Consider the following 16642-nt stretch of genomic DNA (forward strand, 5'->3'; position numbering starts at 1 on the left):
AGAGCCCGGTGAGATGTCAGAAATCGTCAAATCTCGATGGACAAGGGCCGAACTACCCCCCGGGGAGCGAAGGCCGGTGTATTCCGAACGAGACACGACCGAACGTCCCAGTGCAGAGCCGGCGCGATCTTCTCGGCGGGCTCATTGCAGACGAGGACGTCAGCCCTGACGGAGAGCCTGCCCCCGTGTAGCCTCGCTCCGATGCCCGCCCTGGAACTCGACGCCGTTTCGAAACGTTTTGGCGGACGAACCGCGCTCGAGGGCGTGAGCTTTTCGGTCGAAGCAGGCAGCGCGGTTGGGCTCCTCGGGCCGAACGGGGCCGGCAAGACGACGGCCCTGCGCCTGCTGTTGGGGCTCGCACGGCCAAGTGGCGGCGAAGTGCGTCTCCGCGATCGGTCCCCGACCGAGGCGAGCGCCCGAACCGGCCTCGGCTACCTGCCCGAGCGGCTGATCCTGCCCGGGCGCATGAAGGTGCGGACATTTCTCGCCTTGCAGGCCTCCCTCGCCGGGCTCTCGGGAGGCGACCGCGACCAGAACGTAGAAGAAGCCATGCAACGGGTCGGCGTGGCGGATCGTGCCGAGGATCGTCTCGTCGGGCTCTCCAAAGGGCTGCGCCAGCGGGTCGGGTTTGCTCAGGCCTTTCTCGCCGCGCCCGATCTACTACTCCTCGATGAACCGACCTCGGGCCTCGACCCCCTGGGCATTCGCGATGCCCGGGATTGGATCAGCCGCGAACGCGAACGGGGTTGCACGGTCCTCGTGAGCTCACACGTGCTTTCGGAAGTGGAGCAGGTCTGCGATCGGGTGATCATCCTGCACGAAGGAAGGATCGTCGCCAGCGGTTCCACCGCCGAGATCGTGCACGAGGGCGAAACCCTCGAGGACGCCTTCGTCCGCCTCGTGCGGGGAGACCCATCGTGAATGTGCTTCACGGGTTCGTCCCGCTCTCCATCGAAGCGGTACGCGACGCGATCCGGCGGCGAATCGTCGCGGCGATCGCCGTCCTCTCGATTCTCTCCCTGATGGTGGTCGATAGTTGCTCGGGTTGTGCCGCTGGCGAGGTCATGGTCAACGGCCAGGCCCAGGAACTGGCCCAGTTCGCCGGGTATAGCGCGGCGGTGACGTTCATCATCCTGGGTTTGTGGATCATCACCCTCGCCGGTGTGCTCGCGGCCGATCACTTGACCCAGACCCTCGAAGACGGAACAGCTCTGCTGAGCCTGACCCGCCCCGTTCGACGCGAAGTCTTCGCCCTCTCGCGCCTGTTCGGCACGCTTGGAATCGTGGCGCTCACCGGCCTGATCTTGCTAGGCGCCACCGCCTTCTTGTTCGCGAGCCGGAACGCCCTCCCCATGGGCCCTGCGGCCGTCGCTGGGGCAGCATGCGGGCTGGGTGCGATCGCGATCGCCAGTCTGGCCATGACCGCATCGCTCTTTCTCCCGCGCCTCGCCACCTGGTTGCTGGTCGTCGGCGTGGTCGGAATCATTGCGATCGCCGGGGGCCTCGGGCTGACCCCGATCGAACACGAGGGTTGGCTTGCCTGGATCGGCAACTACGGTCCCCCTCTTCTCCATGCCATGGCCGCTCCCCTCGCCGTTTGGATGGAAGAGATCACGCTTCCGATCGGGCCCTTCGACCTATGGCCACGCCTGCTGAGCTGGGATGCCATCGGTATCGCGGCACTTTGCATTGCCTTCCGCTCCCGCGAAATCTCGACCTGATCCCGCGCCCGATTGGAGCCGTCCTGACGGCGAGGGCGTGGTTGCCAAGTGGCGCCTGCTAGGGTCTGGGTCGACGCTCAGCCCGGAACGGGCGCGGCACCCAGGAGGTGGCAATGAAGCGCATCGCGATTGTTCTCTGTGTGTACGTGGGCCTTGTCGTTGCGTTCGAGTCCCTGATCGGATTCTTCCAACCGGCGGACGAGAAGACGCTCGTCATCTCTACGTTGGATGGGGACGGAAACGCGAGCGAACGGGTGCTGGCCCGGCTCACGAGTGGTGACCAACTCTACGTTGCCGCAAACCATTGGCCTCGCCGCTGGTACCGGCAGGCCCTCGAGAATCCGGATGTGCACGTCACACTGGACGGCCCAAAGCAAGCGTACCGTGCCGTCCCGGCGAGCGACGAGGAGCACGACCGGCTGGGGATCGAACATGACAATGGAATCATGTTCCGGATTCTGACGGGCTTCCCGCCGAGGAAGTTCATCCGGCTGGATCCGCAGTGATGGCTGCGTCCGCGTAGCCGCACGCTCGCCTGACACCAGCGCCGTTTCCCAACGGATCTCCGTCAGGCAATGCCCTCGAGCGCCGCTCGGATTCGCGCTGCCGTCGCCTTCAACTCCACAGGATCCCCCTCGGTGCGTCCGTGCAGGGCGACCGGGTCGCCTGTGTTCCGGGGGATCAGATGCATGTGGTAGTGGAAGACGGTCTGGCCCGCTGCGGCACCATTGAGTTGGTGAACGCCAATGCCATCGGGGGCAAGCGCGGCCTTGAGTGCGTGTGCAATACGCCGCGAGTTCGCCATCACGGCCAGAAGTGAAGTCTCGTCGGCTTCGAAGATGTTCTCGAAATGCCGCTTCGGTACGACGAGAACGTGCCCCTCACCGACGGGGAAGAGATCCATGAACGTGAGGGTCAGCTCATCTTCGTGGACGCGGTCGCAAGGCGCATCGCCCTCGACGATCCGACAGAAGATGCAGGACGTAGCCGCGGACATGGCTAGACGAACGTCAACCAATCGGTGTACTTGGGGTTTCTCCCGGCAACCACATCGAAGAAGGCCTTCTGCAACAGTTTCGCCACGGGTCCGCGGTGGCCCTCACCGATCTGGCGGTGATCGATCTCTCGGATGGGAGTCACTTCGGCAGCGGTTCCCGTAAGAAAGACCTCGTCCGCAACGTAGAGTTCATCACGAGTGATCGCGGCTTCCACGACCTGGATGCCTTCATCCCTGGCCAGTCGGATCACCGCGTCCCGGGTGATGCCTTCCAGGATGGTATGCTGCGGTGGCGTATGGAGAACACCCCCACGCACCAGGAAGAGGTTCTCGCCGCTGGCTTCGGAAACCAGGCCATGGGTATCGAGAAGAATGGCCTCGTCGTAGCCGTCGAGTAGCGCCTCACGCTTGGCGAGGATCGAGTTGACGTAGTCGCCGCAGGTCTTCCCCTTGGTCATCTTCGAGTTCACGAAGTGGCGACTGAACGTGGAGATCTTCGCGCGGATACCGCGCTCCATGCCGTCTTCGCCCAGGTAGGCACCCCACGGCCAGACGACGATCGCGACCCGGATGGGATTGTCCGCCGGGTTCAAGCCCATCGCACCTTCGCCAATGAAGACCAGCGGGCGGATGTAGCCCTCCGGCAGCTCGTTCACCCGCAGACATTCAAGAACCGCCTCGCTGACCCTGCCCTGGTCGAAAGGCACCTTCATCAAATTGATATGGGCGGACTCGTACAAGCGCCGCACGTGCTCGGGCAGCCGAAACACCGCAGAACGATCGTCATCCGTGCGATAGCACCGAATGCCCTCGAAGACGCCCAGACCGTAGTGGAGGGTATGAGTCAGGATATGGACGTGGGCGTCGTCCCAGTCCACCATCTGGCCGTCGAGCCAGATCTTCTTTCCTTGGATGCGATTGCCAGCCATGATCCCTCACGCGTCTTGCCGAAAGGGAGGATCCTAACCCCGCTTGAGGATCCGGCCCAGCACCCCCTTCTTCCGCTGTTTTCGCAGGCTGATCAGCCGAAGTTCCTGGAGGGCTTCGTCACAATCCGGGTCGAGCTCGACGGCGCGGGTGAAGAAGCGCTCCGCCGTATCCGCCCGGCCGTCCACTTTGCAGAGGCGCCCGAGAATCAAGAAGGGCACCGCTCGCTGCGGAGCCAGCTTCTTTGCAAGCAGGGCCCGTTTCTTCGCACGACGCAGCGACGCCGGATCCTCTGGGGCAGCCAGGTACTCGGAATAGCCGTAGTAGGCATGGTACTCGCCCTCTTCAGGGTAGACCTCGACGGCTTCGGCGAAATACTTCACGGCATCGTCGAAACGGCGTCCACGCAGGGCGCCCATGCCCCTTTGGAAGAGCCGCTCAGCATGCAAGGCCTTCTGACCCTCACCCAGAACGCGTTCCTCTTCCTGGCGCTGAGCTGTCTGCTTCCGCGCCTCTGCCGTAGAGATGTCCTTGTAGGCCCGATTGACCTGGTCGAAGACCTGCTCGGCCAGCCCGCGCACGGCTTCACCTTCCGCGCTGAATCGATCCGGGTGGGTGCGCAGTGCAAGCTCGGCGAAGGCCTTTCGAATCGTGGCGTCATCGGAGCCCTTTGGAACCCCGAACATCTCGTACTCGCTCTTTCCCTCGAAACGCTCCGCGAGCTCTGCCAACTCCTTGCGTGCGCGCTGGGCCCTGCGGCCCTCTGCACGATCGTCGACGACATGCACCTTTTCCTTGGCAACGCGGCCGGCGCGCGGCAGGGAACAAATCGTTCGGCCCTGGGCGGAGGCCACCTCGAGATCGACGTGCCCGACCACGATCAATCCGTACAAGATGCGGCGCTCTGCCTCCGCGAGGCCTGAGAGTTCCGCGAGATTGCGCTTGCCATCCAGGTCATCGAGCAGGGCTTCGATTGCCGGCTCAGTCCCGATGTCTTGATAGGCGTGAAACGGTGCCGAACTCGGCACTGGATGCAGGTGGGCGCGCTCGGCCAGGAAAGCGTCGATCTGCTCGAGGGAAGCCCGCTCACGAACACCTTCGAGGATCAATGATGCCGCCGAGCGTTTCAAACCGACCGTCTCACCCTTGAGCTTGGCACCCTGCTGGAAACGAAAGCTCCCGGCGCTCCAGGAGAAGACCTCGAGCAAGCGCTGTTCGGATTGCTTGTAGAGCGCGAGAGCCAGGTCTGCATCGTCAAGCATGTACATGGCTTTCAAGATCTGACCTTGAAGACCTTCGCCGCGTTTCACACGCCGGACGGACTCATGCAATACATCCCAGCCGATGGTGCCGCTTGCAACCAACAGATGGCCGAGCGTCTCCTTCACCATGTTGGAACGCACGGATACCGGCCGTCCACCGCGCAGCTGGACCAGCTTCTTCTTCGCGCCCTCCTGGAGCCGCAATACGCCGCTGGCGCGAAGGCCGTGGAGGTGGTGAAGCAACGCCGGGAACGGCAGATCGGAAAACGTACCCGACAGATCGAGGGGACGATTCTGGCTTGCAGCCTTTCCATCGGGCACCAGCCGGCCGACCACGCCGAGCAGCGTCTTCAAGGGAACGGGTTTCGTCAGCACCACGTCGGCTTCCAGATCGCGCGCGCGGGCTTCGTAGTCGGGCGTGAAACGGCAACCCGAGAGCATCACCACGGGCAGCCGACAGGCCTCGTCCCGACGGATCTCTTCGAGCACGCTGAAGCCATCCTTCCGGGGCAGCATCACATCCAGGGTCACGAGATCGGGGCGCATCGTGCGCATGCGCTCGAGTGCAGTCTCGCCGTCACCGGCCGTCTCGACCTGGTAGCCCTGTTCGCGGAACGCTCGTGAAAGGATGCGCCGAAAGTTGGGGTCGTCATCGACACATAGGATCGTCGCGGTCACCGGAAGCCTCCGGCCCCATGTATCGTCCGACTCGATCTCCGAGCTGAGGGGAGATCGCTACGAAGTTCAGGAAGCGGCAGCAGGAGTGCAGGCCGCACGCAGCAAAGCGGCAAGTGACGCGTCAAACGGCGCCCTTGCGATCCCCTGTTCGGTGACGATGGCGCTGACGAGCCGGGCAGGCGTCACATCGAAAGCTGGATGCCGGACTCCGACGCCCTCCGGCACGACGGGCCGCGCGCCGAATTCAGCGACTTCTTCACGACCGCGTTCTTCGATCGGGATCGCCTCTCCGTTGGGAGTGTTCGGATCGATCGTCGAACACGGCGCTGCCACGTAGAAGGGCAGATCGTGGGCGTGGGCCAGGAGTGCCAGGCCATAGGTGCCGATCTTGTTGGCCACGTCACCGTTTGCCGCGACCCGATCCGCTCCGACGATCACCAGATCGACTTCGCCTGCGCCCATGAAGTACGCCGCCATGTTGTCAGTGATCACCTCGACGGGAATCCGGTCACGATCGAGTTCCCAGGCGGTGAGCCGCGCACCTTGAAGGAAGGGACGTGTCTCGTCCGCTAGAACGCTGACCCGCCTGCCGGCCTCGACCGCGCCCCGGACGACACCCAGGGCAGTCCCGTAGCCACCCGTCGCCAACGCTCCCGCATTGCAATGGGTCAAGATACGCGCGCCGTCAGGCACCAAGGAGGCGCCCGCGGCGCCCAACGATCGACAGATCTCGATGTCTTCATCGACCAACGCCCGTGCCTCGGCCAGCATGTCGCGCCGCAGGGTATCTGCGTTCGCGCCCGTAGCAGCGGCTTCGACGAGCCAGCCGCGCATGCGATCCAGGGCCCAGAAGAGGTTCACGGCCGTCGGGCGGGTTCGGGCGAGACGCTCGGCTGCGCAGTCGACATCGGCCACCAATGCCTCGGGCGTTTCGGCCGCGCTGAGCTGGGCCGCGAGTGCCAGCCCGAGAGCTGCCGTGCAACCGATCGCCGGCGCGCCTCGCACGACGAGATCTTCGATCGCCACCGCGACGGCCTCGACATCGCGAAGATGGAGGTAGCGCTCTTCAACGGGGAGAAGCCGCTGGTCGAGCAAGGCCACTGCGTCGTCTTCCCAACGGACGGTAAACCAATCCGCCGTTGTCACGGAGCCACCTGGCCCTCGGGTTCCTCGGGAAGAGGCTCATCATTCAGGATCGAATCCAATAGCTTCAACACGTCCTCCCCCGATCCCTCGCCGAGCCGCTCGTCGATCTTGCGTTCCCACTTCTTCCGGCGCCGATCGTCCGCGACGTAGGCCGCACCGAAAGCACGAGTCGCCTCGGCGGTGACGGTCACCTTCGGATCGTCGATCGTCCCTTTCACCGCGGCCAGAGGGATCACCCTCTCGCGTGGCGCCTTGGGCTCCTCCCCTTCGGTCGGAGCCAGGGCTTCATCGAGTTCTTCGAAGATCGTGAGTTTGCCCGTGAGATCGAGCTTGCGGCTCACGACACCGACGTTCCCCCGCAGATCGACACGATAGTCCAGGTAGTCGAGACGCAGATCTCGCGTACTTGCGATGCCCTTCTGGATGTCCAGGGTGCCACCGAGCCGCTTGAACTCGTCGCCGTAGTACTTGTCCGCCTTCTCGCCCGCGGCCAGCCGACCGATGGCGACCACCGCACCTCCCGTTTCACGCAGCCCCTTGAAGGTCTTCTCCAGAAAGGACACTCCCTTCATCCGACCCGGTGCGATATCGAAGCGCAGCTTGCCCTTCACCCTCTCGAGCAACTCGTCCTCACCCGTGAGCGCGCCTGACCACTCGCTGCGCAGCCGAAGCGGTCCGGACAAGGTGTCCTCCTTGCCGGCGAGCGCAGCCAGCAACAGCTGGCTATCTGCATCATCGGCATCCAGGCGTCCTGCGAACATCGGCTCTCCAGCGAGATCATGAATGCGGAGCGCCAGCTGGAAGGGCTGCTCGGCCACGCGTAGATCGAGTCCCTCGCCTTCGATCGCGTCGCCGGTGCCGCGGAAACGACCGTTCAGGGTGAGCAGTTGGCCATCTTCGAGCGGATACTCGAAACCCGCGACGAGGAAGCTTCCCTGCACGGAGAGCGGGCCCAGGCCGAGTTCGAGGCCGTCGAGTTGCAGCGTTCCCGGTAGCGGTTGATCGCCCAGCGCCGGAAGCAGCTCCTCCCAACCGGCCAGGCTGAAGGCTTCTGCATCCAGCTTGATCTCCCTGCGCTCTCCCAGACTCGCTCTTCCGGTCGCTTTCAGATTGTGGAGTTCGATCACGAGCTCTTGGAGCGTGCGTGCATCGCCCTCCTGGATGAGCCGGCCGGCCAGGCGGCCAGGCATGCCACGAGGCTTGCGAAACGTTTCGTCGATGGAGAGCTCGACATCGGCGAGATCCAGATCCACGGGCCCCGCCAGGCGATCCGCCGGTCCCGCAAGACTCGCCACCACCGGCAGGACTCCCGTCACGACCACATCTCCAAACTCGAGTGTCGCGTCCGTGAGCCGCGCCTTCACATCGAGGCTGTCGAAGACATCGCGTTGCATCTCAGCCGTCACGTCGAGTTCGAGATTGCCAACGAGATCGTCATCGCCGATCCACGGCTCCAAGGAGGCGAGCGAGAGAGCGGCCAACTGGAGACTCAGCTGTAGATCGCCGCCAGAGGCCCGATGCCCCTGGATGGCCAGACGCCCGGTCTCGGCCAATTTGGCGGCCAGGTCGAAATCCACAGCGGTGCTCAACGAGGCTCCCTGGAGCGTGGCGGACAGATCGTGAACGACCAGGCTCGCGGCAGGCTCGAGCATTCGATCCTCGATCGTGAGCGTGGCGTCGGAAATCCGAATGCCACGCAACAACAGGTCGAACCCCTCGCTCTCCGGTTCTTCTTCCCGCGGGCCACGCGGCTCGGGAGCTTCCTCTTCTTCTTCGGGAGGCGAGAAGGGAAGTACGAAGCCATCCGCGGTGCGCAGCAGGATGAGCGTCGGGCCTTCGACGTCGACGCTTTCGATCACGAGCTTCCGGGCGAGTAGTGGAAGCCATGCGATACGAAGTCCGATCCGGTCCGCCGAGATCGGCGCGTCGCCTTCTTCTCCCGCGAGAACCGGCGCGCGCATCTCTAGACGCGGGGGCAGGAGACCAACCCCGATGCCCTCGTAGGAAAGCTCTCGTCCGGTTGCCGCGCGGGCTTCACTGACGATTCGCTCACGTACCTCCGGACGGTCCGCAATTCGGGGAAGAAAGATGGCGACGGCCCCGAGGGCAACCACGAAAAGGGCAACCAGGGCAATCAACACGATTCGGAGTACACGCATCACAGGGCCTCGAGCTTGGCGATGAGGATTTGTCGGATCTGGGCCGGGTCGGCCTTGCCCTGGCTCTGTTTCATCACCTGGCCCATCAGGAAGTTGACCGCCTTCTTGTCCCCCTCCTTGAAGGAGGCAATCGCCTTCGGTTGCGAGGCAAGCACGTCATCCGCCAGCGCCTCGAGAGCGCCCGAATCGGAGACCGCTTCCAGACCGCGCTCCTGCATCAGCCGCTCGGGGTCCCCTCCTTCGGCGAGCAGATCCGGCAGCAGATCACGGGCGCTCTTGGTCGTGAGCCGACCCGCGTCGACGAGGCCGAGCAAGCCCGCGAAGCCCTCTGCATTGAAACTGGGGCCCTCCGGATCAAGACGGAAGCCCTCCGGGCCAGGAACCGCGTCCCCTGGTTCGCGCTCCTGCTCATTCAGCCACGCCAGCACATCCCGCGTGAGCCAGTTCGCGGCGGCCTTGGGCTCCGCACCCGCCGCGACGGCCGCCTCGAAGAAGTCCGCCAGGGCGCCAGCGCCTACCAGCTTGGCAGCATCGGCCGCGGCCAACCCGTGCGCTTCCTCGAAGCGGTGCCGGCGAGCATCGGGAAGCTCCGGAAGCGCCGCGCGAATCGCATCGATGCGCTCTTGCGAGATCACCAGCGGAATCAGATCCGGATCCGGGAAGTAGCGGTAGTCGTCCGCGTTCTCCTTCAACCGCATCAAGAAGAGTCGATCACTCTCCGCGTCGTAGCCCACAGTGGCCTGCCGCACCTCGCCGCCTGCATCGATGAGATCAGCTTGATAGTCGACCTCGGCCTCGATCGCTGCCTCCACGAAGCGGAAGGAGTTCACGTTCTTGATCTCCCGGCGGGTGCCGAGTTCAGCCTCTCCATGCTTGCGGAGCGAAACGTTCGCGTCGCAACGAAATTGTCCCTTCTCCATATCCGCGTCCGAAACACCGGTCGTGCGGAGGATCGCGTGGAGCTTCCTCAGATAGGCGGTCGCTTCTTCCGCCGAACGCAAGTCGGGTTCGGAAACGATCTCGACCAACGGCACCCCGGCCCGGTTCAGATCGATTCGGCTCCGATCGGTGGGGCCATCGTGGAGGGATTTCCCGGCGTCCTCTTCCATGTGGATCCGGGTCAGCTGGATTCGTTTCGGGCCACCCGAGTCCGTCTCGATCTCGAGCCACCCGTCGGTGCAAAGAGGCTCCTCGAATTGCGAGATCTGGTAGCCCTTGGGCAGGTCCGGGTAGAAGTAGTTCTTGCGCGCGAAGATCGAGGTCGGGTGGATCGTGCAATTCGTGGCGACCCCAGCCCGGATGGCCAGCTCGACCGCTTCGGCATTGAGGACAGGAAGGGCTCCCGGGAGCGCAAGACAGACGGGCGTCGTGTGCTGGTTGGGCTCATCGCCATAGGAGACCCCGGCGGTGGAGAAGAGCTTGCTGCGCGTGCGCAGCTGCACATGAACCTCGAGACCGATCACCACCTCGTAGTCGGGATGTGCGCTCACGCCAGATCCTCAGGCCGCGCCAGATGGTGGTCCGTCAGGCGTTGGTAGGCATCTGCGACCCGCAGCACAGCCGCGTCCTCCATGGGGCGCCCCAGCACCTGAAGCCCCACTGGGAGCCCCTCCACCAGACCGCACGGAAGAGAGACGCCAGGCAGACCCGCCAGGTTCGCCGAAACCGTGTAGATATCCGAGAGATACATCGTGAGCGGATCCTCGGTCTTGTCACCGAGCCGGAAGGCCGTTTCCGGGGTCGTCGGCGTCAGCAACACGTCGCAGCCGGCGAACGCCGCATCGAAATCCTGGCGCAGAAGCGTGCGGATCTTCTGGGCCTTCCGATAGTAGGCCTCGTAGTAGCCGGCAGAGAGCACGTAGGTTCCGAGCAGGATCCGGCGTTTCACCTCGGCGCCGAAGCCTTCGGAGCGAGTGCGCTCGTAGAGCTCCTTCAGGTTGGCGGCCCCTTCAGCTCGGCGGCCGTAGCGAACACCGTCGAAGCGAGCGAGATTGCTCGAAGCCTCGGCTGTCGCGATCAGATAGTAGGCAGCCACGGCATAGCGGGCGTGCGGGAGATCGACCTCCACGAGCTTGGCGCCCTGGGCCTCGAGCATCCCGGCAGCCACGCGCACCTTTTCGAGCAGAGCCGGGTCGGCCCCCTCGGTTTCGAAATATTCCCGTGGGAGGCCGATCGTCAATCCGGACACGTCGCCCGTGAGCGCCGACGCCGTCGTCAGTGCGGGCTCCGGGAGCGATGTCGAATCCTTGGGATCGTGGCCGCTGATTACATCGAGCAACGTCGCGCAATCCGCCGCGCTGCGTCCGAGCGGGCCGATCTGGTCGAGAGAGGAAGCGAAGGCCACCAACCCGTAGCGGGAGACCCTTCCGTAGGTGGGTTTCATGCCGACGACCCCGCAGAAAGCCGCGGGTTGGCGGATCGAGCCACCGGTATCGCTGCCGAGCGCAAGCGGCACGATGTCTGCCGCCACGGCCGCAGTCGAGCCGCCGGACGAACCGCCAGGCGAGCGCTCCAGATCCCAGGGGTTGCGGCTCGGACCGTAGGCGGAGTTCTCCGTGGAAGAACCCATGGCGAACTCGTCCATGTTGGCTCGTCCGATCACCACGGCGCCGGCCGCACGCAGCTTCGCCACGACGGTGGAATCGAAGGGCGAGACGTAGCCCTCGAGAATGCGCGAAGCGCAACCGGCCCGTTCGCCCTGCTGAACGATGTTGTCCTTGATCACGAGCGGGATGCCGTCCAGTGGGGAACGGGTCTCGCCAGCAGCTCGTCGGGCGTCCGCAGCATCGGCTGCTGCGACGGCCTGATCGTTCTGGAGATCGACGAAGACCGAGAGGCGCTCACCCACCCCGGACGCACGCTGGAGGGAGCGCTCGATGAGTTCGCGGCTACTCGTCTGCTCGGCGTCCAGTGCGGATCGCAGTTCGCTGACACTCCCAAAGCGTTCCGTCATGCTCAGCTCGCCGCCTCGTCGTCGAGCACCTTCGGGACGCAGAACGCCGTGCCGTCCGCGTCCGGCGCATTCGCGACTGCCTGCTCGGGTGTGAACTCCCCGGCGGGTTCGTCGCTTCGGGTAGGCGTCGCGAGGGGAATCGCGTGGGCCGTGGGTTCGATCCCGTCGGTTTCGACCTCCATGAGCAGATCCACGTACTCGAGGATCCGCTCGAGATGAGCGGTCATGGCCGGAAGCTCGGCATCGTCCAGGCGCAGGCGCGCCAGTTCGGCGACCCGCTTGGCGTCTTCAGGGGCGATTCGGGACATGGAGAGGAGATTCTAACGACCTCCGGGTGGCCCGCAGATGAAGCTGAACCGGCCCTTCGGGGCGTCTCGGGGGGGAATCCGGTACCGTGCTGCGATCTTGACTGACACCGAAGAAAACGACGACCTCTTCAACGACCTGCCCGAGGACATCCGCCGGGGCATTGCCGACCTGGGCTGGAAGGATCCCATGCCGGTCCAGGCCCAGTCCATTCCGGTGATGCGGCGCGGAGGCGATCTGATCGTCCAGGCCCGCACCGGCAGCGGGAAGACTGGCGCCTTCGGCATCCCGATCGCCGCGGATGTGGATCCGGAGCTGGCCGCGCCCCAGGCCCTCGTGCTGGCGCCCACGCGGGAGCTGGCAAGCCAGATCAGCAAGGAGCTGATCGCGCTCGGCGAGCACCGCGGCTTGCGCTGCCTGCCCGTCTACGGCGGAACGGCCTACGGGCCCCAGGTCGAGGCGCTGGAAGAAGGCGTCCATGTGATCGTGGGAACGCCGGGCCGCATCCTGGATCACCTTGGCGCGGGTCGGATGTCGTTCGACAACGTCAAGATGGTCGTTTTCGACGAAGCAGACGAGCTGCTCTCCCTGGGCTTCTGGCCCGACATGAAAGAGATCCGCAGCTACCTGCCCGAGAAACGCCAATCGTGTCTCTTCTCCGCGACGATGCCCGAGAAGGTGCTCGCCCTCTCGCGGGCCTTCCTTCATGAGCCCGAGTTCATCTCGCTCGTCGAAGGTCACAGCAGTCCGTCGGAGATCGACCACTTCTTCTACCTGACGACGGCCCAAGAGAAGGAAGCGAACCTGCGGCGCATCCTCGAATACGAAGATCCGGATAGCGCCATCATCTTCTGCAACACCAAGGATGATGTCCGGTTCGTGACCTCCTACCTGCAGCGCCATGGTTTCGACGCCGACCAGATCTCAGGCGATCTCACCCAGGTGGCTCGCGAAAAGGCCATGGCCCGCATCAAGGCGGGCACCCTGCGATTCCTCGTCGCTACCGATGTAGCGGCCCGGGGGATCGATATCAGCGATCTCTCCCACGTGATCAGCTACACGGCACCCGACTCCGCGGAAGTCTACGTCCACCGGACGGGGCGGACCGGGCGCGCTGGCAAGGCCGGAACCGCCCTGTCCCTGATTTCTGGCCTTGATGTGGGCAGCTTCCGGAATCTCCAGAAGGTGAATCGCATCGAGGTGCTGGAACGGCCCCTGCCGACCGAGGCCGATCTGCTCGAGCGGGTTCGCGAGCGCCTGGCGAACAAGGTGGAACACGAGATCCGTCACCTCTCGCCTCGCGATCGAGCGTTCCACATCGAGCGTCTGGTGCCGTTGGTCAAGAGCATGACCAGCACCGAGGAGGGCCTGCGGGAGCTTGCAGCGATCTGTGGATCCTATCTGCAGGAGCACAAGCCGGACACGGGCGTCCACGACGACCCTCCGGAGGCGGCCGACGCATCCGCCGGCGAACCGCCGGCCGACGATCGCCCGCGGGGCCGACGCCGCAGCGGCGGCGGCGGCGGCGGCGGACGAGGTCGCGGGGGCGGTGGTGGTGGCGGCGGACGCCGCGGAGGCGGCCGACGCCGCTGAGTGGGCGACGGGTGAAGCGATCTGAACGCCCACTCGTGCGTTGGATTCCGCGCGCGTTGCTTCTCCTCGCGGTCGCGGTTGGCGCGAACGCAGCGGAATGGCGTGGCGTCGTCTTCGAAGACCTCGACCGCGATGGTCGACAAGGGCCCGGGGAGCCCGGCATCGCCGGGATGGGTGTCAGCAACGGGCGCGACGTGGTCCAGACCGATACGACCGGTCGCTACTCCCTCCCCGCCAGAGGTCAGTTCGTTGCCCTGACGCGGCGGGAATCGTTCTCGACCGAGACCTGGTACCGCGAGGGCGGAGGCGACTTCGCTCTCCAGCCCAGCACGGAAACAGAAGACGAGTTCTTCTTCATCCAGATCTCCGATGCCCACGTCTACGAGAATGCCGAGGATCTGCTGACCTGGTCGATCCCGGAACCACCGTGGTGGATGCCGGATCGCGTCGGCTATGGACTCGGGCGGTGGCTGCTCGGGCGATTCTTCCCGGGCCTCGCCGAGGATGAAGTCGACGCGGAGCTGCGCGCGGCACTTCCGGGCGGTGACTCGACCCTTTCAGGAGGTGCCCTGCTTCAGGCGTTCTTGAAGGAGTTTGGTCGACCCGATAGTTCGTTGGGGGCGGTTGCCGATCCGATCCGTTCTGCCTTCGACGAAGTCTTCGCCCTCGACCCGAGCTTCGTCATCAACACCGGCGATCTCCTGCTCGAAAGCAACAATGCAACACCGGAAGCAGCCGCCCGGTGGTTCGCCTACTACCACTCGCTCACCCGCGACCGCGGTGTCCCGGTCTTCGATACGATCGGAAACAACGAGATCGTCGGAAGCCAGAACGATGACGTTTCGCCGACCCACCCGGACTTCGGAACCGGGCTTTGGCGGTGCCTCAAAGGACCTACCCAATTCAGCTGGGATTGGGGCGGCTTTCACTTCGTGGCGCTCGACACGCATCGCCCCGAGGCCACCTTCCTGAACGACCAGGCCTGGGCGTTCGGAAGCATGCGCGACGAAGTGCGAAGCTGGCTCGACGACGATCTCGCTCTCCACTCCGGGCGAACCCAGGTCGTCCTCAACCACGAGCCCTTCCTGCTCGACCCTGAGTGGCCATTCGACGACGAAGACCAACTCGCGTCCGACGAGGGCCTGTTCGCCAAACACGATGTGGCCTACGTGCTGAGCGGTCACACCCACTTCAACGGCCGCGCAAGGGCTGGCGCTACCGAGCACATCACCACCGGCGCACTCTCGGGCTTCCGCTGGCTCCTTCCGAGCAGCCTCCACCCTCGCGGCTACCGCCTCTGGTACGCCCGAAGCGGCCGGCTACATAGCGCCTGGAAGCCGACCGGCGAGTCCGTTCTCGTGCTCACCGAGCCCGCCCAAAGCGGCGAACGTCCAATCATCGCAGCCGCTGACCGAAACGCCCCCTTCGCAAGCCTCGCCGCCACCCAGGCCGGCAAGTCCGTCCCCATCGAAAGATGGGGCGCCTACTTCGCCCGCATCGATGCCGACCCCGCCAACGGCCCCATCCACATCGAGGCTGTCTCAACAAGTCAACCTGCGGGGACGGAGTTCACAGTTGACTTGTCAGCCTATCCGATCGAGTCGTCAGTCGGTCGGTGACAAGAAACAGCCCCCTTCGAAGGTTCGGCGGAGTCGTTCGATCCGTCGCCTTCCTCCAAATGTTATGCGATCGTGACCGCAGTCAAGCATTGGGCCTGTAGTTGGAAAGAAAGGCGTGACTGCTGAGCATCGAGGGTCGCATCCCCGACTGCGATTTCGGTACGATCTGGGCAACTGCTGACCTGGTCGACCCCAGAACCGCCCTGTTGGGGGTCGGAACAGGTCGGCTACGGGCTCGCCAGTTGGCTGCTCGGGCGGGTCTTCCCGAACCTCACTGAGGAAGGAGTCGACGCGAAATTGCAGGCACCCCTTCCAGCAGACGGAATGACGCTCTCCGGAGGCGCCCTTCTCAATGCATCCCTGAAGGAGTTCGGCCACTCCGGTAGCTCACTAGGCGCCGTTTCCGAACCGATCCTGGAGGCCTTCGACGAAGTCTTCTCCCTCGACGCGTACGTCGTCATCAACACATGCGACATCCGGCTCGAACTAAGGACCACGACGCCAGAAGCAGCGACCAGGTGACTCGCCTACTACCGTTCTCTCACCCGCCACCGCGGCGCCCCGGTCTTCGACACGATCGCAAACAACGAAAACATCGAAAGCGAGAACGATGGCCTAACTCCCCAGGGGACCTCCGGCCGTAGGCGGACCTGGTGCACCCGAGGTAGCCTATCCGCGGGTCGGGCCCGTGCTGTATCGCATCGCACCATTGTGCCGAGTGCGCTCGGATCCCGTTAGAGGAATTCCAAGTACAAGTAGAACGATGGCCAGTCTTCGAACTCTCCGATCTTCAAGGCCTATCCCTTTCTCGGTCGCCGTTGTGCTGGTCGTTGGGTTGCTGCCTTGGCTTGGCGCTGCATCCCCTGTCTCCATCACGGATCGCTGTCTCTATGTAGTCGGAATCTTCTTCCTGTTCTTCGTTCCAGGCGCTGCAATCATCAGATTGATCGGCTGGCGCCTCCACGCTCTCGAGTTGGCCACCGCCGGCTTGGTGTTGGGCATTTGCTCGAGCAACTCGGTCTATCTGGCGTTGTCTTTGGCTGGCGTGCCGGAGGCGTACCTTGGCCTTCCCATCCTGGCCGCAGCTTATTGGATACGTGTCGCGTATCTCCAGCGGGGTGTTGAATCGCATGCTCGGGTTTCTCTAGGAGTCTGCGCGGCAGAGGGCCATTGAGGGGTGAGTCTCGCTAGAGTGAGCCATGCCGCGAGACTTTCGACGCTACGAGCCGGACCAGTCGCTTCTCCTGCCGCCCTCGCTTCGGGATTGGCTTCCCGAGGATC

General features: G+C 64.5%; 14 protein-coding genes. 6 read left to right on the forward strand and 8 right to left on the reverse strand.

Going from position 1 to position 16642, the window contains the following annotated elements:
• Nucleotides 1-201 precede the first annotated feature (201 nt).
• The 3 genes from GY937_29345 to GY937_29355 all read left to right on the forward strand — a co-directional run bounded on the left by GY937_29345 (nt 202) and on the right by GY937_29355 (nt 2227).
• Nucleotides 202-921, forward strand: coding sequence for an ABC transporter ATP-binding protein (locus tag GY937_29345; GenBank protein MCP5060820.1), 720 nt, complete (start codon nt 202-204; stop codon nt 919-921).
• Entirely contained in the window at nt 918-1721 is an 804-nt protein-coding gene (locus GY937_29350; protein ID MCP5060821.1) for a hypothetical protein, read from the forward strand. Before GY937_29345 ends, GY937_29350 begins: the two co-directional genes overlap by 4 nt.
• 113 nt (nt 1722-1834) lie before the next feature.
• On the forward strand, nt 1835-2227 hold the full coding sequence (locus GY937_29355; protein MCP5060822.1) for a nitroreductase family deazaflavin-dependent oxidoreductase: 393 nt from the start codon (nt 1835-1837) through the stop codon (nt 2225-2227).
• Nucleotides 2228-2289: 62 nt separating this feature from the next.
• Here the strand turns inward: GY937_29355 and GY937_29360 are convergent, their stop codons facing one another.
• The 8 genes from GY937_29360 to gatC form a co-directional block, all read right to left on the reverse strand.
• Entirely contained in the window at nt 2290-2718 is a 429-nt protein-coding gene (locus tag GY937_29360) for an HIT family protein (protein ID MCP5060823.1), read from the reverse strand.
• Nucleotides 2719-2720: 2 nt separating this feature from the next.
• Nucleotides 2721-3647 (reverse strand): branched-chain amino acid transaminase, encoded by a 927-nt coding sequence (locus GY937_29365; GenBank protein ID MCP5060824.1) that lies wholly within the window; start codon nt 3645-3647, stop codon nt 2721-2723.
• A gap of 33 nt (nt 3648-3680) precedes the next feature.
• On the reverse strand, nt 3681-5585 hold the full coding sequence (locus GY937_29370; GenBank protein MCP5060825.1) for a response regulator: 1905 nt from the start codon (nt 5583-5585) through the stop codon (nt 3681-3683).
• A gap of 66 nt (nt 5586-5651) precedes the next feature.
• On the reverse strand, nt 5652-6731 hold the full coding sequence (gene mtnA, locus GY937_29375) for an S-methyl-5-thioribose-1-phosphate isomerase (GenBank protein MCP5060826.1): 1080 nt from the start codon (nt 6729-6731) through the stop codon (nt 5652-5654).
• Nucleotides 6728-8890 carry an AsmA family protein gene (locus GY937_29380; GenBank protein ID MCP5060827.1) on the reverse strand — a complete coding sequence of 721 codons (2163 nt, stop codon included), beginning with the start codon at nt 8888-8890 and terminating at the stop codon, nt 6728-6730. The genes mtnA and GY937_29380 overlap by 4 nt, the downstream gene beginning before the upstream one ends.
• Nucleotides 8890-10380 carry an Asp-tRNA(Asn)/Glu-tRNA(Gln) amidotransferase subunit GatB gene (gene gatB / locus GY937_29385; protein MCP5060828.1) on the reverse strand — a complete coding sequence of 497 codons (1491 nt, stop codon included), beginning with the start codon at nt 10378-10380 and terminating at the stop codon, nt 8890-8892. Before gatB ends, GY937_29380 begins: the two co-directional genes overlap by 1 nt.
• Nucleotides 10377-11843: an Asp-tRNA(Asn)/Glu-tRNA(Gln) amidotransferase subunit GatA gene (gene gatA, locus GY937_29390; GenBank protein MCP5060829.1), complete on the reverse strand. Its 1467-nt coding sequence runs from the start codon at nt 11841-11843 to the stop codon at nt 10377-10379. The genes gatB and gatA overlap by 4 nt, the downstream gene beginning before the upstream one ends.
• Nucleotides 11844-11845: 2 nt before the next feature.
• Nucleotides 11846-12151: an Asp-tRNA(Asn)/Glu-tRNA(Gln) amidotransferase subunit GatC gene (gene gatC / locus GY937_29395; GenBank protein MCP5060830.1), complete on the reverse strand. Its 306-nt coding sequence runs from the start codon at nt 12149-12151 to the stop codon at nt 11846-11848.
• 97 nt (nt 12152-12248) lie between these two features.
• Here gatC and GY937_29400 point away from each other — a divergent pair, with 97 nt between their 5' ends.
• The 3 genes from GY937_29400 to GY937_29410 all read left to right on the forward strand — a co-directional run bounded on the left by GY937_29400 (nt 12249) and on the right by GY937_29410 (nt 15883).
• Complete coding sequence (locus tag GY937_29400) at nt 12249-13742, forward strand: DEAD/DEAH box helicase (protein ID MCP5060831.1); 1494 nt, start codon at nt 12249-12251, stop codon at nt 13740-13742.
• Nucleotides 13743-13753: 11 nt separating this feature from the next.
• Nucleotides 13754-15361 (forward strand): hypothetical protein, encoded by a 1608-nt coding sequence (locus GY937_29405; protein MCP5060832.1) that lies wholly within the window; start codon nt 13754-13756, stop codon nt 15359-15361.
• Between the two features lie 297 nt (nt 15362-15658).
• Nucleotides 15659-15883, forward strand: a complete 225-nt coding sequence (locus GY937_29410) for a hypothetical protein (GenBank protein ID MCP5060833.1) — start codon at nt 15659-15661, stop codon at nt 15881-15883.
• Nucleotides 15884-16642 lie beyond the last annotated feature (759 nt).

Source organism: bacterium (genome assembly GCA_024228115.1).
In the GTDB taxonomy this organism is placed as follows: Bacteria; Myxococcota_A; UBA9160; order UBA9160; family UBA6930.